Here is a 23,514-nt window from a genome sequence, read left to right as displayed (position 1 = left end):
GCGATTGAAAGTAGCCAAGGCAGGCTTCACACTGCATCATCGACGATCAGGTGAAGCTTGCCTTGAGAACATGTCTCGAGACGGCTTTTCACACGAAATGCCGCCTCGAGATTTCCGGGCGTCAGCACTTCGGTGACCGGGCCGAAAGCATGCAATGTTCCATGCGCAAGAATGGCGATCTTGTCTGCAAACTTCATCGCCAGATTCAGGTCATGCACCGCGATGATGACGAGTAGTCCCTTTTCCTTCGCCAGCGACCTGACATGCCTCATGACGTCGAATTGACGATGGAGATCAAGGGCGCTCGTCGGCTCGTCGAGAAGTAGCACCGTCGGAGTGCGGACAACGCATTGCGCAAGGGCCACGAGCTGGCGCTGACCGCCGCTCAACTCCGAAACATATTCGGACGCGAGATTTGCGATTTGCAAGGCGGCCAATGCTCGCTCGACCTCATGGAGATCTGCATCAGCCAGCTTCCAGCCGCTAGTCTGCTTGCGCGCCAAAAGCACGGCTTCGAAGACGGTCAACGCCGCTCCGCTCACCTGATCCTGCGGCATGTAAGCGATCGCCGTTTCGCGATCGTCGACGCCGGACAGCCGACATTCTCCGGCACCCGGAAGAATGCCGGCTATACGACGCAGAAGCGTTGACTTACCAGCCGCATTGGCTCCGATCAGCGCGATGATTTCTCCTCCGTGGCATGGAGGCAACGATACCTCGCTGAGGACAGGCCGCGTGCCGTAAACCGCCCCCAACGCTTTTGTGCTGAGTACTACCACGTTTCCCGCCCCCCCTTCAGGATGAGATAAAAGAAGATCGGCAGGCCTATGACGGCGGTGATGACGCCGATCGGCAAAACCGCGCCCGGCACGAGAACTTTCGCCACCGTGGAACTGGATGACATGATCAAGGCTCCGATCATGGCGCTGGCAGGAAGCAAGTGCCGCTGATCCTCACCGACAAGCATCCGCGCGATGTGTGGCGCCACAAGTCCGACAAAGCCGATCGTTCCGACAAATGCCACCGGGATGGACGACAGGAGCGATATGAGCACGAGCGTTTCCAGCCGAAGGCGACGAACCGGGATTCCGAAGGATGCCGCGCGAGCCTCTCCGAGCCGAAGTGCCGTCAACTGCCAGCGTCGATAGACGAAGATGGGAATGGTGAGAACCAGGACGACGACTGTCACGGCAAGCTTCGGCCAGGTTGCCTTGGTCAAGCTGCCCATCGTCCAGAACACGATGGCGGCAACAGCCTGATCGTTTGCAAAATACTGAACCATCGCCAATGCCGTATTGAAGCTGAACACCAGCGCGATGCCAAGCAACACGATCGTTTGGACCGAGCTTCCCCGGCGCAATCCCACGGAATGGATGATGAGGGCGGATCCGAGCGCCATGATAAAGGCATTGACCGCAACGATATATTCGCCGGCGACCGGAATGAAGGACAGGCCGAAAGCGAGAGCGAGCGCCGCGCCGAAGCTTGCTGCAGACGAAATTCCGAGAGTGAACGGGCTCGCGAGCGGGTTGTTAAGTACCGTCTGCATCTGAACGCCGGCCGTTGCCAACGCCATTCCGACGACAATAGCCATGAGGGCTGAGGGCATCCGGATGGACCAAATCACAACACGCATCTGGGGCTGCGCATCCGCAGGCATCAGCACGGTCTTCAGCACATCGTCCAGTCCGTACCAGGCTGGACCGGTGACAATATCGGCGAGAAACACAAGGACTACGGCTATAAGCAGCAGACAAAGCACAAGATGTTTCCTGAGGTTTGCCAGGCGATAGCGGCCGACCGCGTTACCGTGGCCCATGGCTGTCTGGGTTTCGGTCATTGTGCTTGGGCATCGAGGCTGACGGCGTAGCCGGGTTGATAGGCGATCGGCAGGAAGCGCTTGTGATATTCAGCGAACGTCTTGTCCGGGTCGAGATCGGTGAAGAGATCGGGGTGAAGCCACTTTGCAATCCATTGGACCGCGATAAATTCATAGGGGCTGTTGTAAAACTGGTGCCAGATGGCGTGGAAATTGCGCTTCGTCTGCGCCGTTGTCCCTGCATAAGCATCCCGCATCGTGTACCATTCGAGCTTCTTCCTCGAGGCATCCAGATCTGCATTTGGGCCGACCGGAATCCAGCGGCCGCCAGGCACGTAGGCCTGCCAATCGGCGCTGGTGACAATGACATGATCGGGATTGGAAACGACCACCTGCTCGGGACTGAGCTGCCCGAATGTCGAAGGCAGAAAATCGCTGCCGATATTGTGCCCACCTGCCAGATCGACATACTTGCCGAAATTCTCGGCGCCGAATGAAAGGCAGCAGTCCTCCGTATATCCACCGATGCGCTCGATGAAAACCTTCGGACGCTCCGGCTTCGTCTTGGCAAGCACATCCTCGACCCGAGCCATGGCTTGTTTGCGGAATGCGATCACGTCTTCGGCTCGCTCCTCGCGTCCCATGATCTTGCCGAGCAGCCGGATGGTGGGGTCGGTATTCTGAAGCGGATAGTGCCTGAAATCGATATAGAGGACTGGTATGTCGAGAGAGGCGAGTTTCTCAATATACTGAGCGTCTTCATTGGCCTGTTTGGCTTCCAGGTTCAGGAGAACTACGTCGGGTTTCTTCACGATCGCGGATTCGATATCGATCAGACTTCCTTCATTTCCCTTGAAGGTCGGCAATTTCGCGAGCTCGGGGAATTTGTCGAGATATTGCTTGTAGGTCGCGGGATCGGCTTCGATCAGATCGTTACGCCATGCGACGATGCGTTGCAGCGGATCCTCTCTGTCGAGCGATGCGACCAGATAGAGCTGTCTGCCTTCTCCGAGCAGCATCCGGCGGACGGGCACCTTAATTTGCACGTCGCGCCCGGCGATATCCTTGACGGTGATCGTCGTTTGCGGAACCGCGTCATCTTCTGCGCGAGCAGAGAGCGCGGCGAGCGGCGTCAGCAACAGGAGTATCACAAACGCGTGGATGCGAAGGCAGGTCACAGGGAATCTCCAACAGGTGAGCACAGGCGGGCGGAAAACCACAGGCCGACGGCAACGGACAGGGATGCTGCGTAGAGCAGCGACACGAGAGGGAAAACGCTTGTAAGTCCGAATATCTGGGTAGTGCCAGCTCCGATGGCTATCCCCGCCACTGATGCGATCTGCTGCCAGGACTGGGCAGTGCCTAGCACCGAGCCCTGACGACCATCGGCTGTCGCTGCGGAAATCAGCGCCACGAGAATGGGTGTCGTACCACCCAACAGGCTGCCCCAGAGCAGATAGATCACGGCGAAATATTCGACAGAACGGGTCAGGCCGGCAAGAATGGTGAGCAAAGCGCATCCACCAGCAATCAGGATCATCCAGCCGAGGGTGAAGCTTGCCGAACGGTCATTGAAAAATTGCGCCCAGAGCGGCGCTGCCACGACAAAGCCGAGCGCCAGAAGGCCGTAGCTGAAGCCGGTGACCCAGTGAGGGGCTCGAAAGACCTCAGTCATGTACAGCGCGAAAGGCACCTGCAAGGCCATTCGACTGGCAAGCATCATACCCATCAGTGCGAACAGGCCCCAGACAGGTGCCGTAGCCTGCCCCGTGAATGCTTGATTTTGACGAGCCTGGCCTCGACCGGCTCCGCTCGTTTCTGCCGTAGGCCGAGGTAAGATCATCCAGGCAGCGACGGCGCAGACGCCGCAGATGAGACCCGCTGTCAGGTTGATCGTCGTGAAGGAGGATGCGTCGAGGATGAGGCCGCCGAGGAACGCGCCACCGAGCGAACCGACATTGGTGGCCACCTGCAGCCAAGTCAGAAGCACGCCGCGATTGCGGCCGCCCGTAATCTGGATGCCATAGGCTTGGGCCGGCGCGATATAGCCTGCGCAACATCCCTGCAGAAATCGCAGAAGCAGGATCAGCCAGACGTCCTGAGCAAAGGAAACGAGGATCTGGGTGACGGCAAGCCCGGCAAGCGCTCTGACCATCATCAGGCGGTTGCCGTACCGGTCACCCATCCTTCCCCACAGGGCGCTGGTAAGAGAGACGCCGATCATTGGGCACACATAGACGCCGATTCCAGCCAATGCGAAGATTCCGCCTGACGACGACAATTCCTCGATGCGCAGCGGCCAGAATGGACCGCTCATCTCCATGGCACCCATGGAGATGAATTGCAGGCCGAAAAGAATAGCAAAGACCGGCCCGAAGCCCCGGATCACCGCGATAGTCCCAATCATGGCGTCTCTGTCAGCGGGTTTGGCAGTTCGTGCTCCAGGCGGTAGTCGCGATACCGCTCGAGATGCATGCGCAAGACAGACCGTGTCGGCCAGGGGCGATTAAGAAACGCCTCCCGCTCTTCGAGCCAGAACGCGTCCGACAGCATGCGGGACCGTATCCGATCAAAAGCATCTTCGGTCTCTTGCCGCAGGATCGCCCATGCTTCGCTGAGCCCGAAATGTTCGTTCAGGCAAAGCGCCACTTCATGGAGATGGCAAACGAAGCAGGCATCGATGACGAACGACCGAACAAGGGCGATGTCGTCATTGAAGGTGGTCGGCAAGATACCGGCGCGGCTGAAGGGCTTCAGCTGATATCCTCGGGCCTCGAACAGGGGGGCGAAGCTCCGGCCATCACCGAAGTCTCGAATGATCAGCCGCTGCGGGCGCCCTGACGGATCGAAGAGGACCGTGCTGTTCTGCTGGTGAGCCTCGAAAGCGATGCCATACAAAAGATACATGGCGATCGTTGGCCCCAGAACGACCGCGACATAGCTGCGAAAGAACTCAGCGGCCGCTGGCCGATCGTTGCCCATGCGTGCGATCAGTTCGCAGATCAGCGGCCGACCATCGACGGGACTTGCAGCCAACAAGGCGGCCGCCGTGACGGGTATCAGGCCGTCTTTGCGCGAAATGGCGTCGACTTCGCGATAGACGACCGAGAGAAAACGGCCCGGATGTTCGTCGCCTGTTTCAGGATGGTGGAGGATCGCACCCAGCTCTTCGCGGAAAAACTCCAGGTTGCTGCCAATGGCTTCATCCGCAGCGAGAATGTCGGAGATTAGGGTGCTGAGCCTCGGCCCCATGTGAATGGACTTTGCCTGCAAAGTCCGCATTTCGCTCGTCATCCAGACTGCGACGGGCAGCTTGATAAACGGTCTTGCCTCTTCCAGGTCCGGCAACATCGTGCGAAAGGACATGGATGGGATTGTGGCAATCTCCGGTCCATCGACCAGAAGCACACCGGAAGCGATCTCGTCTGCAAATTCACGGCGGACAAAATGTTCCAGGTGCCAGGCATGGATCGGCAAGGGCAGCCAGTCCGCCGGCGTTTGCCCTTTTTCTGCCAGAGCGCTTTCCCACGCGTGCCAAAGTTGCGGATAATTGTCGCGGAACCAGTCGTTATAGCTGTCGACGTGGGGCATCATCTCGACATAGGCCCAGTCCTGTCGCAGGGCAGCTATGCGCAGATTGACGCGTGCGCCGAACTCCGGCGACAGGGCCTCGACCTCCCGCGCCGAGAGGCCGGGCTTCGATTTCCAGGTCGGGTAAAATGGATGTCCTTCCAAGGATCCCCACTGGTCCAGCACCATGGCCGCCTGATGGACAGGGCGTGTGCGCTGAAGATGGGAAATGAGGCCGGTGTCGCTGTCATCAGCTATTTCCCGGTTCAGGGATTCAATCCAGTTTTCTCGGTGACGACGGATCAGCGCGTCGTTCTGCATGCTGTTGTCGATATCGGCGAGCAGGCGAGCGATCCCGTCCGAGGCCGGTTCGACCGACCAGTCTGCCGAACTTTCAACAACCAGATCCGCGGGCCCATCCAGTCGTCGACGCCTGCCGTTGTCGTCGATGACTTCGATCACGCCGCGGTTCAGCATCGTATTGGCCGGCAGGCGCCGCAGGTCTTTAAAATGGAGTACCTTTCTGGCGGACCATAGCGGAAGCCATGCTTGTCTCCCGTCTTCGGACCACAGCAGGGCATCGGGATTGAGAATGCGTTCGGCAAGCAGGCATCGCACGAGGCGTGCAAGAGCATTGCGTCTTGCCTGCTGGTGGAATTGCGGGTCGAGCGTATCGCTTCCGCCCGCGCAAGATGTCACGATATTTTCATTCATCCGATTGCCTCGGCCCATGTCACGGGCACAAAATTCAGAGGTGGCTGCGGTAGATTGCCGTGATAGGCTCGCGCCCAATGATAGGTCGTTTCGATAGCGGGCACCGGCACATCCAGGCGCTTGGCCATTTCCAGGAGGAGGGCCTGACCGAAGGCGATGTCTTCATGAAAGGCGCGGCTTTCCCGATCGATCACCAGACCCGGTCCATCCGGGTTGGCAACGAGCGGCGCACGGATTCCGGCGTAGGCGCTGTTGGTTCTCAGCAGGGAATACATGGTGCTGTCATCGCCGATCTGGTCGCCATAGGCCTCGATCAACTCCTGCCGAAGCGGCTTTACGCTTGCCAGATCGACCTTGAGCCGCCTTTCGGCTGCGTGCTTGAGCGCCTGATTTTCGGCATCGCACGCTTCCAGCATGTCCGCGCCGGTGCGTGGGCAATCGCTCCACCAGCAGATCGGCTCATCGAAGGGGCGTCTCTCCCATGGGGAACCGGGACCAACCAGCCCGTATAGGACAGCCGGATGCATCAATGCATTGCCTGGCGTCAGCGTAATCTCGAGATAATCGTCGAGGATACTGATCGGCGCTTCGTACAGCCAGCCGAGCAAATCCGACAACTCTTCCTTTGCGGCTGCCGCTTCGCGGCGATGAAGCGCCGCATAGAGCTGAGCCTTTGCACCACCCATCCGCACTTCGTTGCCCGCAACCAGATTGTAGGCGGTATGGGGGACGTCCTTCATTCCCCAGATGACAACATTATCGCGACCGCCGAATGCAGTCTCGGCGAGCCAGTCGAACCCGCAAAATCCTGGAATGGCTCCGACGAAGACACGCTTGTTGTCCGGCAGATGAGGGGCGATCTGCTGGACGAGCGCCGGACGCGCCTGGGCAGGTTGCGTCACAACGACCAGGTCCGCACCCGCAAGCGCCATGCGAGGGTCGGTACCGACATGATCGATCCGTCCCTCCAGAAGGCTGCCATCGGACAAATTCACCCGCCAGACCTGCTGTCCGCTCGCCCACTTCCCGGCGAGCTCGGCTGACGATGTCAGAACGGACACTTCCACGCCGTCCTGTTGCTTGAACAGGACGGCATTCAGATGGCCGGTTCGCCCGGCCCCGCATATCGTGACCTTCATGCAGCGCGTGCCTGTCCGAAAAGCCACGCATCAAGCTGGGCGGCGACGGACGGGTCGAACAGGCCGCGCTTTGCCATCCAGTCGTCGTCGAAGACCGAGCCGAGATATTTTTCTCCTCCGTCGGCTACGGTCGTCACGACAGTACCGTGCAACTTCCCTGAAGCTATGAATTCGAGAGCCTTGTAGATCGCCCCGCCGGTCGAGCCGCCAACGAGCAGTGCCTTGCGACGCGCAATGTAACGCGCCGTCTCGAATGCCTGCTGATCGGTAACCTGCACGCCCTCATCAATGCAGCCATAGTCAAGGACCTTGCCGACTTCGTCGCCGGCCGGCGTGCCGGTTCCGGACTGGTAATAGGGATGTCCAGGTTGTCCGAACACGATGGAGCCCGCAGGCTCCACGGCAATCGTACGGATCGCCGGTAAGAGCTGCTTGAGCCGCCGCGAAATGCCGGTCATCGATCCGCCCGTGCCGACGCATCCCACGAAAGCATCGATGCCGTCGGGAAGCTGCTCCATCAGTTCATCAACATAACCGGCGTAACCTTCGGGATTGGCAGGGTTGTCGGACTGGTTCATGAACAGGGCGCCTGGCAGTTGCGCTCCGAGCTGTGCTGCCAGTCTTTGTCTGGCGACGACGGCCACTTCGTCTTCCTTGAAATCTCCCTCCACATAACGGATTTCGGCGCCGATCGCCCGCATCATGCGGATCTTGTCCGGAGCGGCATGATGATCCACGACGGCAATGAAGTTCAACCCAAACTCAACCGCCGCCAGCGCCAGGCCGATGCCGGTGTTTCCCGAGGACGATTCGACAATCGTGCCTCCCGCAGCAAGCCGGCCATCCTGCAAGGCCGCCACGACCATGCTGCGCGCCATGCGGTCCTTCATGGAACCGCCGGGATTGTTCTTTTCTATCTTCAGCACCAGTTTGGAATTTCGGCTCGGGATCTCGATCGACATGACCGGGGTGCGCCCAATCAATTGGGTGACATTCGTAGGAAGCATGATGTTCTCTCCTAGTTATCGGGATAGATCGATATTTCGCCGGCTGCGCTCTTTGTTACGCACACCCGCTTAGGCATCGGGTGCCGATGAAACTCATTTTCCAGGAGATCCATCTGATAGCCGCCCGTATTGGCCCAGACGAGAACGTCTCCAGCCTCGGGAACGTGGGGGAAGGCAAGCCAGCGATTGCTCAGGACGTCTTCATCAAGGCAGCTATGACCGGCGATGTAAGCCCGGAAGGACCCACCTGCAGGAGCCCGGTCGCTCCGGCCCAGCAGGATGGGATCCACCATGAATTCGGACGCAAACCAGGTCTCGCAGGCGCTGAAACTGCTGCCTTCGACGAAGATCACGCCATTTGCGCCTCCGAGATCCTTCACCCGGGTTATACGGAAGGCTGAAATCGCCGCCAGGTCTACAAGAGAGCGCCCCGGCTCCATTGCGAGCGTTAGCTCGTGCTGCCTGAGATAGTCTTCGATCGTTTGGCCCGACGACAACAAAGCGCCCAAAAAACAACGAAGCCACGCTGCCGCCGATTGCGGACCGCCGTAGGGATAAAAGGACACCGGAACTTTGCCTGTGCGGTAATCATCGGCGCCTAGGCGCTGCAGATGGTCTTCCCATGCCGCCTCGGACACATATTGGACCGGCAATCCGCCGCCGATATCGATCATTGCCGGAGAAAATCCGATCGTCCGGGCCTCCTCGATCAGCTTGGCAGCCTCCTCAAACGCTACCGCCCGATCCTGCCAGCGATATCCGCTCAAATGGAAATGTATGCCGTCGAGCCGGAAGCGATTATCGGCAGCGATGCGTGAAAGGCATGCTCGCACCGTGTCGGCAGCCATGCCAAAGCGGCTTTTCTCATGACCTTTCGGTTGCAGTCGAAAAAGGACAGGTTGCTTGGCCTCTGGCGGCAACCGTCTCGATATGTCTGTCAGCTCCTCCGGACTGTCCACGGAGACAAGAGCCCGGATGCGGACGAGTTCGTCGTGAAATTGTGCAGTTTTTGCCGGACCGGTCGCCACAATGTCGTGACCTTGAGCTCCAAGTTTGACAGCGTCACGAAGCTCGTAAACGCTCGACACGTCGATGCCTGAGCCTGCCGCGAGCGCGGCTTGCATCAGGCCGGAGGATTTATTGACTTTCGAACCATAATAGATCGCGTGTTCAACTCCCCGATCGTCGAGAACGTGGCGCAGGGCGTCGACATTTGCCTTGAGCTCCGACGGAAGCACGAGGTGAAGCGGAGACCCGTGCTCTTCGATCCATTTGTGCAGGAGTGGCGAGCCCGAGGTCAGAATGTCAGCGGCAAGAGGAGAGAGAATCGGAGATAATTCCGCTCCCGTGATCGGGATGATATGCGAAGTCATCCGGCGAGCCTCTCCGAATGATCGAGAGGCTCGTACCACTGCCGAAGATCGTCGAGGCTCACATTGCACGCCGGAAGATCGTCCAAGAAAATGTGCCGGGTGGTTTTGATCGGAAATTTTTGTCGGCTGCGGGCGATGTTATAAATGTCGGCTGGCGTGATCGTCTCACCGGCCCTCCAGGCCTCGACGCGTACGCTCCTGTAGTCGAGGAGAACGGCTGGAACAGCACGCAGCCCAAGCCGGAGCGCCACTTCCAAACGGTGATGCCCGTCCATCACGAAAAGCGCGTCCTTCTCCACCGTGATCGGGACAGTCCAGCAGCCGGCGGTGAAAATTAAATCATGAACTTCATCGACCCTGCCTGCATCGGTCTCCTCGGTTGGAATCAACTTATGCGGGGATAGCAAATGAAGCGTCATGATATTGGCTACCTTTCGTTGTCTTATTTCACTAAAACTGCGCCTAAAACTTGATGCTTGTACTCATGTTATATCGCACCCTTAACGCGATCATGACAATTCTGTCAACGAAGGGTTTTCATTTTACCTGGCGATTTTTGCTGAGAGTTGACCCTCAGAGTCGTTCGACCGAGGGGTGGCATCAGGGCATGAATACGAAGGCGTGGTCACAATTAGCTGAAGATGTTGAATTGGATCAACGCTAGCGTTGTTCCAAAATTAAAGAGCCCATGTCTGTCGCGGAGGGCTGTGTTCGTGACGAAGACCCAGCCTTCCGTTTCTAGTCAGTCAGACGGTTCAGATATTTGGAGGCGCTCGGAGACCTCTCGCATTGGCTCGGCGTCCAATTCAACCGCGGCAAGAGGGGAAACTAAGCAGAAAGGTCTTTAGATTAGTCGCGAATAATCGGTATGAGCTCGATCGCGGCTTAAGGTCGAGGACCGGACTGCGTCGGCACCCTAGTTCGATCGCGAGTAGCGTGGTCGCCGGTTCAGATCTCATCAAGCGCTCTTATCCAACCGCTCTATTTCTAGACTTTCCACCCAAGTCTTTCGCCGCTTGATTTTCTCGTTATCCTAAAACCGACGACAGAAATTCGCGCGTCCTATCTGCTTGCGGCGAACCGAATATCTGTTCCGGCGCACCCTGTTCGCAGATGCGGCCCTTGTCGAAAAAGCAGACGCGATCCGACACCTCTCGGGCAAAGCGCATCTCATGGGTGACAAGCAGCATGGTCAGTTCATGTTCATGCGCCAGTGCGCGGATGACGGAAAGCACTTCGCCCACCAGCTGCGGATCGAGCGCCGATGTCGGTTCATCGAAAAGCAGAACGCGTGGGCGCATCGCAAGCGCACGGGCGATTGCCACACGCTGCTGCTGCCCGCCGGAAAGCTGGACCGGATAGTGATCCTTCTTATCCGCCAGTCCCACCATCCGCAGCAGCTCCAGCGCACGCGCCTCGGCTTCCGCGCGCGCCATTCCGAGCACCCGCACCGGCGCCTCGACGACGTTGCGAAGAACCGTCATGTGAGGAAAGAGATTGAAGCTCTGGAAGACCATGCCGACATGATTGCGGATCTGGCGCAGATGTTTTTCCGAGGCATGGAACCGGCCCTTGCCACCCTGCTCGTGGTAGGACGTACCAGCAAGCGTCAGCTTGCCGTCCTGGAACGGTTCGAGTGTCATGAGAATGCGCAGGACCGTCGATTTGCCCGAACCTGACGGTCCGATAAGCGTGACTTTCTCACCCTTTGCGACGCTGAAATTGAAGTGGTCAAGCACTGTCAGAATGCCGAAGCGCTTAGTGACATCGGAAAACTCGATGATGGGCGGATGGATATTGTCGGTCATCGCAAGGGTATTCCTGCCTTTGGAAGAGCTTTCTGCAAGCGGTGGAGGCCTGCCGAGCAGATCAGCGTCAGCAGAAGGAAGATCAGGCCGACAAGCGTCAGCGGCACGAGATATTCGAAGGTGCGCTCGCCGATCATATTGGCAAGCCCCATCATCTCAAGAACCGTGACCACCGATAGAACCGGGGTTTCCTTGATCATGGCCACGAGATAATTGCCCATGGCAGGCACGATTCGCGGAATGGCCTGGGGCAGGACGATGTCGCGATAGGTCTGCATGCGCGTCATATTGAGCGCGGTTGCCGCTTCCCACTGGCCGTGATGCACGGCTTCGATGCCACCGCGATAGACCTCCGACGTGTAGGCCGCATATTGCAGAGCGAGTGCCAGGGCACCGGTGAGAAAGGCCGGCAGCACGATTCCGAAATCGGGCAGTACATAATAGAGGAAGAACAGCTGCACCAGAAGCGGCGTATCGCGCAGGAACTCGACGACGAAGGCTGTCGTCCAGGAGATTACCCTGACGTGGCTGCGGCGTAGGAGAGCGAACACCAGGCCGAGCACCAGCGCAATCGCGAACCCAGCGGCTGCCGCCTTCAACGTGACGGTCAAGCCAATCAGAATGATTGGCAGGATCGATGTCGTGTAGGTGACCCAGCTTGTCGTGTCCCATTCGTAACCATACATCATAGCCGTAAGGTCCTCACGAATGAGCCGAGCGCGGGAAGACGTCGCCGCGCCGCACGAAATGCTCGATCATGCGTACGGCTGCCATCAGCACGAGCGACATGGCGAAATAGCACACGAGCGTGATCGAATAGATGCTTGCGCTGTCCAGCGTGATGTTGCGGATGGATTGGGCCGCGAAGGTGAGATCGGCGATCGAGATCAACGAGACCAGCGAGGACAGTTTCAGGGTTTCGATGGCGAGGTTTCCGAAGGCCGGCATCATTTCGACGATGGCTTGTGGCAGCGAAATGCGAAAGAGGGTCTGGGCACGGCTGAAATTCAATGCCCTGGCGGCTTCCAGCTGCTGCACGGAGACCGATACGAGCGCCCCTCGAACGATTTCTGCGCCATAGCCGCCGACATGGGCGGCCAATACCAGTATGCCGGTGGTGATCGGATCGAAACTCAGACCGACCAGCGGCAGCGCGTAATAGAACCAGAACAGCTGGACGAACAGCGAGGTTCCGCGAAACACTTCCGTATAGCAGAGCGCGACGGCCGACAGGATCGGTCCTCCCTCGACGCGCAGGATGCCGAAAAAGAAGGCGAGCGCCGCGCCGCAGACGATCGCTGCCAAAGTGATCGTCATCGTCACGGTAGCGCCTTGCCAAAGCATCGGCAGATAGGCTGTCCAGCTCATCTGGCAATCTCTCCGAATGAAAGCAGGTGGCGCCCAGTCCGGGACCGGGCGCTTTTTGTTACTTCCCGGCGCAGAGATCGGCGACGTTCTTTTCGGCAGCCGCCGCAATGCTCTGTTCCGACAGACCATACTTCATGAGGATCTTCTTGTAGTCCTCCGTCTTTCGGAACGCGACGAGCGCAGTGTTGAACGCGTCGCGCAATTCCTTGTCTTCCGGACGGAAGGCAAAGCCGCCGTAGTTGCGGACCGGGGCACCCTTGACGATCGGATCCTTGAACGGGGCGACCTGCTCGACATTGGCCTGTCCCTTGGCGAGTTCGGAAACGGTCAATTCGGTCGCCGCATAGGCATCGACCCGGCTCTGTACGGTCGGGATCGCATCGGCATTCGCCGGAATGAAGACGATCTGTTCGTCCTTGACGCCGACAGCACGCAGGAAGTCGACATTGTTTGCGCCGGAAACGACGGCGACCTTCAAGGATGGGTCTTTTGCGATGTCGCCATAGGTCGTCAGGCCCTTCGGATTGCCCTTCTTGACCAGCAGTCCCTCACCGTAAGACGAATTGGGCTTGGTGAAGGCGACCTGCTTGCAGCGCTCGGGCGATATGTTCTGCTCGGCGGCGGCAAAATCGAAGCGACGGGCCTTGAGACCGGGAATGAGCGTGCCGAAGGGCGTCACGGTCCAATTGACCTCCTCGATACCCATGGATTTCAGGACCGCATTGGCGACGTCGGGGCCGATACCGGCAGAGGTTCCGTCCGGCTGCATATACGAGTAGGGTACCTCGTTTGCTGTCGCGGCGCGGATAAATCCCTGCTTCTTGGCTTCTTCGACGGTCAGCGCGCTGGCCGACGTGATGCCGATGCCGAGCGCAAGTGTAGACAGGCAAATGGTCTTTGAGATGTGCATTCGAATTCTCCTCTGGTTAAGTTCTTGTGGTCCGTTTTCGGATCTCACATGGCTGCGTTTATGTGGTCTTCTCCGTGATCGTCGCGATGACGGACAGGCAGTCGCCGGCCTTGATGAGGCCGGGCACGTGGCGAGCCGCCAGAACGCCATCCATGGCAGCGCGGCAGTGGATCGGCGCAACACCGGTCTTTCCGACCGGGTAGATGCTGGCGATGATATCGCCGGTGTTGATCGGATCGCCGAGGTCGTGCGCAAACGCGACCAGGCCGTCATCCTCAGCGAATGTGAAGCAGTCGCTGGACGGCATATCGAGCCAGCGGGTCGGCCGGATCTCCGGCGCCCCCGCGAGGATTCCGGCGTGGCGCAGGAGGTTGAGACTGCCCCTTCGCGCGATCTCGATCGACTTTGCGCTGGCGGTGCCGGCACCACCGAGCTCCGTGGTGACGAACACCTTGCCCATCTCCTCGACCGTCGTATCGAGCATGCCGACCGCATCGATCTCGAGCATCTTCATTGAGTAGGGCGCGGCGAAGGCCGCAACGGCACCAAAACAGCGCGCCTCCTGACCCTTGTCAGGCAGTTCGTGCGCTGCGGCATAGGGAAGAAAATCGAGTGTCTTGCCGCCCGAATGGAAGTCGAGCACGATGTCGGCAAGCGGTATCAGATGGCGGGTGACATAGTCGGCGATCTTTTCCGTCACCGTTCCATCCGGGCGACCTGGAAAGCTGCGGTTCAAATTTCCGCGATCGATCGGCGACGTGCGGGTTCCGGCGCGAAACGCGGGATAGTTGAGCGCCGGGACGATGATGATGCGCCCGCTCACCTGCGCCGGAGCCAGCGTCTGTGCCAGTTCGAAGAGAGCCGCCGGACCTTCATACTCGTCGCCATGATTGGCACCGGTGAGGAGGGCTGTCGGGCCTTCGCCGTTGGAAATGACGCAGATCGGGATCATGACCGAACCCCAGGCGCTATCGTCGCGGCTATAGGGCAATCGCAGATGCCCGTGCTGCACACCCTTCGCGCCGAAATCGACGGAAGGGGCGATCGGCGAGGGGCGGGGCGCACTCGTCAGCATGGCCTCAGCCTTTCACGAACAGCTGGCGCGGCACATTCGACAAGCATTCGACACCCGTTTCGGTAATCGCGATGCTCTCGGTGATCTCCAGCCCCATGTCTTCGAGCCAGAGGCCGGTCATGAAATGGAATGTCATGCCGGGCTTCAGCTCCGTGCGGTCGCCAGGGCGCAGGCTCATGGTGCGTTCGCCCCAGTCCGGCGGATAGGACAGACCGATCGGATAGCCGGTGCGGTTGTCCTTGATGATCCCGTATTTTTTCAAGACGGCGAAGAAGGCGTTGGCGATATCCTCGCACGTATTGCCCGGCCTTGCTGCGGATAGGCCTGCTTCCATGCCTTCGAGTGTTGCCTTTTCCGCATCGAGAAAGGTTTGGGTCGGCTTGCCGAGAAACACGGTGCGCGACAGTGGGCAGTGGTATCGCTTGTAGGCGCCGGCGATCTCAAAGAACGTCCCTTCGCCCGAACGCATCGGCTTGTCGTCCCAGGTCAGGTGCGGCGCAGACGCGTCTGCGCCCGATGGCAAGAGCGGCACGATCGCCGGATAATCGCCGCCGAATTCCGACGTACCCCGAATGCCGGCATCGTAGATCTCGGCGACGAGATCGCATTTGCGCATGCCGGGCTCGACGACCTCGACAATGCGCTTGTGCATCAGCTCGACGATTTCGCCCGCTTTGCGCATGTAGTCGAGCTCAGTCGAGCTCTTGACCGCGCGCTGCCAGTTGACGAGGCCCGCCGCATCCTTGAAGCGGGCATTTGGTAGATGCTTTTGCAGAGACACGAAGGCGGCGGCCGAGAAGTAATAGTTGTCCATCTCGACGCCAACAGTGAGGCTCGACCATTTCCGCTCATCGATGATCTGCGCCAGGAGATCCATCGGGTGGCGCTCGGTCGACTGGACGTAGTGATCCGGGTAGCCGATGATATTGTCATGGTTCAGATAGGCGGTGCGCTTGGCGCCATTGGCATCCTGCTTGCGACCGTACCAAATCGGCTCGCCACCCGGCGGCACCAGAACGCATTGATGCACATAGAAGGACCAGCCATCATAGCCGGTGAGCCAGTGCATGTTGGACGGATCGGTGACGATCAAGAGATCGATCCCCGACTTTTCCATCGCCTGACGGGTCTTCGACAAGCGCGCGGCATATTCCTCGCGCGTAAAATTCAGCGTCACACTCACGCTGCATCTCCCATTTTGATGTCGTTTTCGATCGTCTGGCCGCGTCCGGCGTCTATCGCGCGGGCAAGCGCAAGATTGGCGATAGCTGTGTCCTGCACGCCGGTCCCTGTGAGGTCGGCGAAGGTTATGTCGTCTCTGTTCGACCGGCCAATTGCCGTGCCGGCGATGATGGCTCCGAGTTCGGCAAACTGCTGGTCCGGCGTCACTGCGCCGGCCTTGATGGCATGGTGCAGCTCGCCGAGAATGCGGGTTTGCGAGAGCCGATCTGCAACGTAAGCGGCGCGAGCAAAGACGGCCGGATCGACCTCATTCTTGTGCTCTGCATCCGATCCCATTGCGGTCAGATGCTGACCGGGTTCGAGCCATTCTGCCATCAGGATCGGCTTTTCTGCCGGCGTCGTTGTGACGACGATATCCGCGCCGCGGACCGCCTCACGCGGATCGGCGATAGCGGCGACCTCGATTGCGTGGTCGCGAGCGAAGCCTGAAGCAAGCATCTTGGCCTTTGCGTGATCGCGTGCCCAGATCCGGGCCGATTTGATCGGCCGCACGAGCATGAGAGCCTCAAGCTGCAGCCGCGCTTGCATGCCTGCACCGAAGATCGTGGCGACGCTGGCGTCTTTGCGCGACAGATGGCGTGCAGCGACCGCGCCGGCCGCTGCCGTGCGAACATCCGTCAGATAGCCGTTGTCGAGAAGAAGGGCTTCGACCAGCCCGGTCTTCGCGCTCAGCAGGATCATCAGTCCGTTGAGGCTTGGCAGGCCGATCTTGGGATTGTCGAAGAATCCGGGGCTGACCTTGATGGCGAAACCGTCGAAACCCGGTACGTAGGCCGTCTTGACGTCCACCTCGCCACGAAATTCGGGAATGTCGAGGCGCAGGATCGGCGGCATGGCAACGGTTTTGGTCGCGAGCGCGGCAAAGGCTTGTTCGACGCAATCGACTGCGGAAAGGTCGAGCCTGACGATAGCGCGAAGGTCTTTTTCCATCAGAATGCTGATGCGGCTCATGTGGCAGCCTCCGCGACGATTCTCTGGTGCAGGGTCGGATCAATGTTGCCGCCTGAGATGATGACGGCGGTGGGGCCGGAAAGTGCAATCTTGTCAGCGAGGATAGCGGCAATGCCGACCGCACCCGCACCCTCAACGGTCATGTCCTCCTGTCGCGCGGCATGACGGATGCCTTCAGCGATCTCGTCTTCGGTGAGAAGGAGGATGTCGTCGAGAAGATCGCGGCAAAGCGTAAAGGTCACATGGTTTGAAAGACCTACGCCACCGCCCAGCGAATCCGCCAGTGTTTCCTCCTCGCGGATCGCGACGGGCTTGCCGGCGGCAATCGCCGCATGCATGGCCGCCCCACGCTCCATCGAAATACCGACGACGCGCACCCCAGGCTTCAAGGCCTTGACGGCAACGGCAATGCCGCCAGCCAGGCCACCGCCGGAAAGAGGCACGAGCACGGTTGCGAGGTCGGGCAAGGCCTCCATAATTTCGAGGCCGATCGTGCCTTGACCGGCAACAACGTTCGCATCGTCGAAAGGCGGGATCGGCGTGAGGCCACGGCTCTCGGTCAGACGTTCTGCTTCCACTTGGGCGTCGTCCTGCGATCTGCCGACAACGCGGATTTCGGCGCCGAGCGCGCGGATCGCTTCGACCTTATTGGGGGGAACGAGTGATGACATGCAGATGGTGGCCGGAACGCCCAGCTCGCGTGCAGCATAGGCCACGGCGCGACCATGATTACCTGTCGAAGCGGTGATGAGACCACACGTGCGCGCCGCGTCATCCAGCGAGAGGATCGCGTTCATCGCACCACGCAGCTTGAATGCGCCGATCGGCTGGCGTGTCTCGAGCTTGAGGTGGACGGGCTGACCGGTGCGTTCAGAAAGAGTGCCGGAGTAAACGAGCGGCGTGCGCCTCACTCGACCGGCGATGCGGGCGGCAGCCCGCTCGATGTCCGCCAGCGTGACTGGCAGCACCTTTTCTTCGGTCGATCTGGACAGGATTTCGCTCTTCATGATTGTCATGTTGAGAGCGAAGTAAAATCATGTCAATTATTATATTGTAATGATTCAATGATTGTCTTGGGTGAGCTCTAACCGATGGCGCCGATGTCATAGACCGGCGGCAATTGCTCAAAGGCCTGCCGTACGATCGTCAGTGCCTTAGCCAGGCTTGCATGGTTCATGCGTCCGCCCAAGCAGATGCGGATGCCACCGCCATGGCCGGGGCCTGCAATGAAGGGTTCGGACGGCGTGACCGCGACATTCTGGTTCGTCAGCGAACGGACCAGCCCGTCCTCGGTCCAGTGCGGCGGAACCTTGAGCCAGGCGCAGAGCGAGAGCGGATGACTGGAGGCTATATGGTCCCCGAGGATTTCACGGGCGATGGCTTGGCGCGCTCGTGCTTCCTCACGCTGGATTTCGACCAACCGCTGAGCCGTGCCGTTCTCGACCCAGCGTGTGGCGATTTCGCCGGTCAGATAGGTGCCGCTCCAGCTCGACACACGCAGGATCGAGGCGGCGCGAATGGAATAGGCGGGCGGAACAACGAGATAGCCAACGCGCAAGCCGGTCAGCACCGCCTTGGTGAAGCTCGTGACGAAGAAACCGAGATCGGGCAGCATCTCGGTGATCGACGGCAGGTTCTCCTCGATCAATGGGCGATAGACCTCATCTTCGATGACGAAGACACTATAGCGCGCCGCAATGGCGGCTATCTCGCTCCTGCGGGCTGCGCCCGTGACATGACCGGTCGGATTGTTGAGCGTCGGGATAAGCACCAGCGCACGAACACCGCCTGACGCACAGGCGGCTTCCAGCGCATCGGGTACGATGCCCTCATTGTCCGTCGGCAAGCCCTTCAGACTGAAGCCAAGGATGTTGGAAAGCCCGATGATGCCGTGATCGGTGAGATTTTCGCACAAGACGACATCGCCGGAGCGGACAATACAGCTTAGAGCAAGAAAAATGGCATGGGCGGCACCGTTGGTAACGAGAATACGCTCCACGCCGGAAGTGACCCCGAGTGTCCGCAACCACGCGCGCGCCGTGTCTCTATGGCGATCGAGACCCGCGACTGGGCGGCACGGGCGCATGAAACTTGCATTGTCGCCATCGGCGAGCTCGCGAAGGATCTCGCGCGATGCGGTCTCATGGGCATCGAGATAGACGCCACGGATAATAGAAAGATCGAGCACCTCGTTGGCACTATGATCAAGCATCATGCGCCCGGCCCGGTCCGTTACCCGTGCCTTCACGAAAGTGCCGCGACCGATCTCACCGCTCAGATAGCCGAGCCGCTCAGCCTCCTTGTAGGAGAGGCTGACGGTCTGGACAGAAAGGCCGAGTTCACGCGCCAGATCGCGATGCGTCGGCATGCGATCCATCGGCTTGAGCACGCCGGCATCGATATCGGCGATAATGCGCTCGGTGAGCGCCGCATGCTTCGTCTCACCCTTTTGCTTGGCGAGGCTAGGCCGCCAGGCCACCGGCTTCGTCGCCGTTGTCGGAGAAGTGTTCAGCGGATTGGCTTGGCGTCGCATGAAATTGTCTCGTTTTGAGGACGATCATTTCATGACATTATGCACGCTTCGTCTGAAAAGATGAAGCGCTATGCATTTCGAGCCGTGATTGCTTCAGAAATAATCACGATCGTTTCGACTTTGCTCGAAAATCGTGATCGGCGGGCGAGATTTTCTCGCCCGCCGATCACGCTTCCATCAGATCTTCTCGCCAGCCTTGATCAATTCGTCCATGACGGAGCGGACGGCGGATTCGGCAATGGCGACGATTTCGTCGACTTCGTCCTTCGTCGTGACGAGCGGCGGGGCAAAACCCAAGATATCGCCATGCGGCATGGCGCGGGCAATCAGCCCGCGGCTGCGCGCGGCCTTCGAGATTCGTGCACCGACAGTCAGGCCGGGCGCAAAGCGCGTCTTCTTTTCGCGATCGGCTACAAATTCGATTGCGCCCATCAGGCCGACGCCTCGCACTTCACCAACGATCGGGAGCTGAGCGAACGTGGCCTTCAGCTGCTCCTGGAAATAGCTGCCGACCGTGCGGGCATTCCCCGGCAGATCCTCCCTCTCGACGATGTCGAGAACGGCGTTCGCCGCTGCGGCGCCGATCGGGTGACCGGAATAAGTGTAGCCATGCGAGAAAGCGCCGACGCGATCGGCCCCTTCTTCCATCACCTTGTAGACCTTCTCGCCGACGATTGCGCCCGACAGCGGAAAATAGGCCGAGGTGAGGCCCTTGGCGACGGTGATCAGGTCGGGTTCGATGCCGTAATGCTGTGATCCGAACATCGAGCCGGTACGTCCGAAACCGGTAATGACTTCGTCGGCGATGAGCAGGATGTCGTATTTCTTCAGGATCTTCTGTACTTCCTCCCAATAGCCCTGTGGCGGCGGTGTGATGCCGCCGGTGCCGAGCACCGGTTCGGCGATGAAGGCGCCGATAGTGTCGGCGTCCTCACGCAGGATCAGGGCTTCGAGTTCGTCGGCACGTCGTTTGGAAAATTCGCGTTCCGTTTCGCCGGCTTCCGCGCCCCAATAGAAATGCGGTGCACCCGTGTGGATGATGCCCGCACGCGGCAGGTCCATATGGTCATGGTAGAAGCTCATGCCGGTCATGGAACCGGAGACGACGCTGCAACCATGATAGCCGCGTTCGCGGGAGATGATCTTCTTCTTGTTCGGCTTGCCGCGAAGGTTGCTGTAGTACCAGACGAGCTTGGCTTGCGTTTCGTTGGCGTCGGAGCCCGACATGCCGTAGAAGATCTTACTCATCTTGCCGGGTGCCATTTTCACCAGCCGATCGGAAAGGATCGCGAGCTCATCCGTCGTGTGAGCGGCATAGGTGTGGTAGTAGGCCAGGCGATAAGCTTGGCGCGAAATGGCCTCGGCGACCTCGGTGCGGCCATAGCCGATATTGACGCAGTAGAGACCGGCGAAACCGTCGATCAGCTGCTTGCCGTGCGCATCCTGAATGCGGATGCCCTTGCCCGTTTCGACGATCGTCGGATCGCCCATCCTGCCGCTGGCGAAATCCTTGAGCTGCGTGAAAGGATGCAGGACCGAATTGCGGTCCATCTCGGCGATCTGATGAGGGTTGATGGTCATGGCGCGGATCCTTTCATGCAGCGAGGTTGCCGAAGCAGACATATTTTGCTTCGAGATATTCCAGGAGGCCGTGGCGCGAGCCTTCGCGACCAAGGCCGGATTGTTTCCAGCCGCCGAATGGTATCGGAGCGCCGGTGAATTTGGGTGTGTTGACGGCGATCATGCCGTATTCGAGCCGGTCGGTGAGACGCATCGCGCGACCAAGATCGTTGGTATAGACGTAGGCAGCCAGTCCCATTTCCGTGGCATTGGCACGGGCAATCACTTCCTGCTCGTCGTCGAAGGGCAGTATCGCAGCGACCGGGCCGAAGGTTTCTTCGCGGGCGATCAGCATGTCGTCGGTAACATCGGCGAGCACCGTTGGCGTAACGAAATTGCCGCCAAGCGGGCTGTCCTGTCCGCCGCAGACGAGACGTGCACCGGCGGAGAGCGCCTGCGCAATCTGCTGACGGCATTTTTCGGCAACCGAAGGGCGCGTCATCGGCCCGATATCGGTGCTGGCTGCAAGGCCATGACCGACGTTGAGGTCCATTGTCGCCTTGGTGAAGGCATCGACGAACCGATCATAGTGCCCACGCTGAACGTAGATCCTGTTGGCGGCGAGGCAATCCTGTCCCGACGTCGCGAATTTTGCGCCCATACAGCCCCTCACAGCCTTGGAAAGCTCGGCATCGTCGAACAGAATGAAAGGTGCGTGGCCGCCGAGCTCCAGCGAGGCCTTCTTCACAGTCGCCGCCGATTGCGTCAGCAGGATCCGCCCGACTTCCGTCGAGCCGGTGAAGGAAAAGGCGCGCACATCCGTGTGTTCGAGCAGGCGGCGAGCAAGCGGAGCCGCCTCCCCGGTGAGAACCTGGAATACCCCGGCGGCATCCCGGCCTCCTCGGCAAGCTTTGCCAGAGCAAGAGCAGATAAAGGCGTTTCCGGGGCGGGCTTGACGATCATCGTGCAGCCGGCTGCGAGTGCGGCGCCTGCCTTGCGGGTGATCATCGCGGAGGGAAAATTCCATGGCGTGATCGCGACGGTGACGCCGAGCGGCTGCATCTGTACCGAAAGACGGCTGCCCGGCAGGTGGCTCGGTATCGTTTCGCCATAGGCACGCTCGCCTTCGGCGGCAAACCAGTCGAGGAAATTCGCGGCATAAGAAATCTCGCCAAGCGATTCTGCGAGCGGTTTTCCCTGTTCAACGGTCATGATGACAGCGAGGTCCTGCGCGTTGTCGCGCATCAGCTTGCCCCAGGCGCGCAGGATCTGGCCCCGTTCGACGGGGAGCCTGTCACGCCAATCGAGAAAGGCATTTTTCGCCGCGTCGACGGCGGCATCGGCATCTTCGAGCGAGCAAGCCGCGACATCGACGAGGTGCTCACCGGTTGCCGGATCGATGACGCTCAGCGTCTCTCCGCGCGCAGCCCATGTGCCGTTCAGAAAGGCCCGGCGCTCGATCAAATCGGGTCGTTGCAGGTTTTTCAGCGCAGTGCTGGCGATACCCTTCATGCGGAGCTCCAGGTGGGGTTTACAAGGAGACTAGCCGCGCGCCATGATCGATTGGCTGCATTGATTTGGGCTGTCGTGCAGGAATTGGGCTTAATTTGGATATTGAACGCAGGATTTCTGCATGACTACTCTCGATAGAGCCGATCGCGCGCTGCTTGACGCCGTCCAGAAGAACAATCGCCTGACCTCGGAAGAGCTGGCACAGATCGTCAATCTCTCACCGACTGCCTGTCAGCGACGGCTGAAGCGGCTGCGTGAGGAGGGAGTGATCGAGGCAGACGTGTCCATCGTTTCGCCCAAGGCTGCCGGGCGTGGCATCACTATGATCGTTCTTGTCTCTCTGGAGCGCGAACGGGCAGACATCGTCGATCGATTCAAGTCGGCGATCCGCAGCACCAAGGAAGTGATGATCGGATATTACGTGACGGGCGATGCCGATTTCATCCTGGTGATCACCGCGAAAGACATGGAGGACTACGAAGCCTTCACACGCCGGTTCTTCTATGAGAACCACGATATCAAGGGTTTCAAGACCATGGTGGTGATGGATCGGGTGAAAGCTGGCTTTTCATTTCCGATAGAAGATTGACTGGCCATTACGTCCTGCTTCGAATGTTCTTTATGGCAGCCACATCACCAAGGCGCGACACGTATACTTACTTGCCAGGAATCATGCGCTGGAAATTGCCGTGAAGAAGACATGACATCGCTGCCATACGAGCCGGTCGTTCGGCAGCCATCTCTGCTGTCGCGCATGGCCCGCCACTCCGCTAGCCCGTCAGATGATTTTGGTCATGTTGATTCGCGCCAATCCGAGACCCACGGGCGTGTAATAGTATGGTTCTCGTAGCCGCGATCTCGAAAACGAGGTCTGGTACGAGAACGTGTCTCCACAGCCACAATTCTTAAACAACTCCAAAAAGCCGGCGAAGC

At 59.4% G+C, this 23,514-nt stretch carries 20 protein-coding genes and 1 pseudogene; 1 reads left to right on the top strand and 20 read right to left on the bottom strand.

What is annotated here, in order from left to right; all coding sequences use genetic code 11:
* Positions 1 to 26 precede the first annotated feature (26 nt).
* The 20 genes and pseudogenes from H4W29_RS26015 to H4W29_RS25920 all read right to left on the bottom strand — a co-directional run bounded on the left by H4W29_RS26015 (position 27) and on the right by H4W29_RS25920 (position 22,581).
* Positions 27 to 779: an ABC transporter ATP-binding protein gene (locus tag H4W29_RS26015; protein ID WP_192731717.1), complete on the bottom strand. Its 753-nt coding sequence runs from the start codon at positions 777 to 779 to the stop codon at positions 27 to 29.
* The gene (locus H4W29_RS26010) at positions 773 to 1,840 is read right to left on the bottom strand and encodes a FecCD family ABC transporter permease (RefSeq protein ID WP_210332370.1); all 1,068 of its coding nucleotides are present in this window, start codon (positions 1,838 to 1,840) and stop codon (positions 773 to 775) included. Before H4W29_RS26010 ends, H4W29_RS26015 begins: the two co-directional genes overlap by 7 nt.
* Complete coding sequence (locus H4W29_RS26005) at positions 1,837 to 2,997, bottom strand: ABC transporter substrate-binding protein (protein ID WP_192731716.1); 1,161 nt, start codon at positions 2,995 to 2,997, stop codon at positions 1,837 to 1,839. Before H4W29_RS26005 ends, H4W29_RS26010 begins: the two co-directional genes overlap by 4 nt.
* Positions 2,994 to 4,226 carry an MFS transporter gene (locus H4W29_RS26000; RefSeq protein WP_192731715.1) on the bottom strand — a complete coding sequence of 411 codons (1,233 nt, stop codon included), beginning with the start codon at positions 4,224 to 4,226 and terminating at the stop codon, positions 2,994 to 2,996. Before H4W29_RS26000 ends, H4W29_RS26005 begins: the two co-directional genes overlap by 4 nt.
* Positions 4,223 to 6,103 (bottom strand): IucA/IucC family protein, encoded by a 1,881-nt coding sequence (locus tag H4W29_RS25995; RefSeq protein WP_192731714.1) that lies wholly within the window; start codon positions 6,101 to 6,103, stop codon positions 4,223 to 4,225. The genes H4W29_RS26000 and H4W29_RS25995 overlap by 4 nt, the downstream gene beginning before the upstream one ends.
* Entirely contained in the window at positions 6,100 to 7,242 is a 1,143-nt protein-coding gene (locus tag H4W29_RS25990) for an NAD/NADP octopine/nopaline dehydrogenase family protein (RefSeq protein WP_192731713.1), read from the bottom strand. The genes H4W29_RS25995 and H4W29_RS25990 overlap by 4 nt, the downstream gene beginning before the upstream one ends.
* On the bottom strand, positions 7,239 to 8,249 hold the full coding sequence (locus H4W29_RS25985; RefSeq protein WP_192731712.1) for a cysteine synthase family protein: 1,011 nt from the start codon (positions 8,247 to 8,249) through the stop codon (positions 7,239 to 7,241). The genes H4W29_RS25990 and H4W29_RS25985 overlap by 4 nt, the downstream gene beginning before the upstream one ends.
* An 11-nt stretch (positions 8,250 to 8,260) precedes the next feature.
* Positions 8,261 to 9,622, bottom strand: a complete 1,362-nt coding sequence (locus H4W29_RS25980) for a Y4yA family PLP-dependent enzyme (protein WP_192731711.1) — start codon at positions 9,620 to 9,622, stop codon at positions 8,261 to 8,263.
* Positions 9,619 to 10,041 (bottom strand): ParB N-terminal domain-containing protein, encoded by a 423-nt coding sequence (locus H4W29_RS25975; RefSeq protein WP_192731710.1) that lies wholly within the window; start codon positions 10,039 to 10,041, stop codon positions 9,619 to 9,621. Before H4W29_RS25975 ends, H4W29_RS25980 begins: the two co-directional genes overlap by 4 nt.
* Before the next feature lie 609 nt (positions 10,042 to 10,650).
* Positions 10,651 to 11,430, bottom strand: coding sequence for an ectoine/hydroxyectoine ABC transporter ATP-binding protein EhuA (ehuA, locus tag H4W29_RS25970; RefSeq protein ID WP_192731709.1), 780 nt, complete (start codon positions 11,428 to 11,430; stop codon positions 10,651 to 10,653).
* Positions 11,427 to 12,119, bottom strand: coding sequence for an ectoine/hydroxyectoine ABC transporter permease subunit EhuD (gene ehuD, locus H4W29_RS25965; RefSeq protein WP_192731708.1), 693 nt, complete (start codon positions 12,117 to 12,119; stop codon positions 11,427 to 11,429). Before ehuD ends, ehuA begins: the two co-directional genes overlap by 4 nt.
* Positions 12,120 to 12,132: 13 nt before the next feature.
* Positions 12,133 to 12,798 (bottom strand): ectoine/hydroxyectoine ABC transporter permease subunit EhuC, encoded by a 666-nt coding sequence (gene ehuC / locus H4W29_RS25960; protein WP_192731707.1) that lies wholly within the window; start codon positions 12,796 to 12,798, stop codon positions 12,133 to 12,135.
* Between the two features lie 58 nt (positions 12,799 to 12,856).
* A complete protein-coding gene (ehuB, locus tag H4W29_RS25955; RefSeq protein WP_192731706.1) occupies positions 12,857 to 13,708 on the bottom strand; it encodes an ectoine/hydroxyectoine ABC transporter substrate-binding protein EhuB in 852 nt (283 codons plus the stop codon).
* 58 nt (positions 13,709 to 13,766) lie between these two features.
* On the bottom strand, positions 13,767 to 14,783 hold the full coding sequence (gene doeB / locus H4W29_RS25950) for a N(2)-acetyl-L-2,4-diaminobutanoate deacetylase DoeB (protein WP_192731705.1): 1,017 nt from the start codon (positions 14,781 to 14,783) through the stop codon (positions 13,767 to 13,769).
* A gap of 4 nt (positions 14,784 to 14,787) precedes the next feature.
* On the bottom strand, positions 14,788 to 15,966 hold the full coding sequence (gene doeA, locus H4W29_RS25945) for an ectoine hydrolase DoeA (RefSeq protein WP_192731704.1): 1,179 nt from the start codon (positions 15,964 to 15,966) through the stop codon (positions 14,788 to 14,790).
* Positions 15,963 to 16,976 (bottom strand): ectoine utilization protein EutC, encoded by a 1,014-nt coding sequence (gene eutC / locus H4W29_RS25940; RefSeq protein ID WP_192731703.1) that lies wholly within the window; start codon positions 16,974 to 16,976, stop codon positions 15,963 to 15,965. The genes doeA and eutC overlap by 4 nt, the downstream gene beginning before the upstream one ends.
* Complete coding sequence (eutB, locus tag H4W29_RS25935) at positions 16,973 to 17,992, bottom strand: hydroxyectoine utilization dehydratase EutB (RefSeq protein ID WP_192731702.1); 1,020 nt, start codon at positions 17,990 to 17,992, stop codon at positions 16,973 to 16,975. Before eutB ends, eutC begins: the two co-directional genes overlap by 4 nt.
* A 68-nt stretch (positions 17,993 to 18,060) precedes the next feature.
* A complete protein-coding gene (gene ehuR / locus H4W29_RS25930) occupies positions 18,061 to 19,509 on the bottom strand; it encodes a MocR-like ectoine utilization transcription factor EhuR (RefSeq protein ID WP_192731701.1) in 1,449 nt (482 codons plus the stop codon).
* Positions 19,510 to 19,686: 177 nt separating this feature from the next.
* Entirely contained in the window at positions 19,687 to 21,090 is a 1,404-nt protein-coding gene (locus H4W29_RS25925) for an aspartate aminotransferase family protein (RefSeq protein ID WP_192731700.1), read from the bottom strand.
* A gap of 13 nt (positions 21,091 to 21,103) precedes the next feature.
* A pseudogene (locus H4W29_RS25920) lies at positions 21,104 to 22,581 on the bottom strand (NAD-dependent succinate-semialdehyde dehydrogenase).
* A gap of 121 nt (positions 22,582 to 22,702) precedes the next feature.
* On the opposite strand from H4W29_RS25920, the gene H4W29_RS25915 reads away from it, so the two are divergent.
* Positions 22,703 to 23,170, top strand: a complete 468-nt coding sequence (locus H4W29_RS25915) for an Lrp/AsnC family transcriptional regulator (protein WP_192731699.1) — start codon at positions 22,703 to 22,705, stop codon at positions 23,168 to 23,170.
* Positions 23,171 to 23,514: the final 344 nt, after the last annotated feature.

Origin of the sequence: Rhizobium viscosum (assembly GCF_014873945.1) — a bacterium.
In the GTDB taxonomy this organism is placed as follows: domain Bacteria; phylum Pseudomonadota; class Alphaproteobacteria; order Rhizobiales; family Rhizobiaceae; genus Rhizobium; species Rhizobium viscosum.
This window is presented reverse-complemented; position numbering and strand designations above follow the sequence as displayed.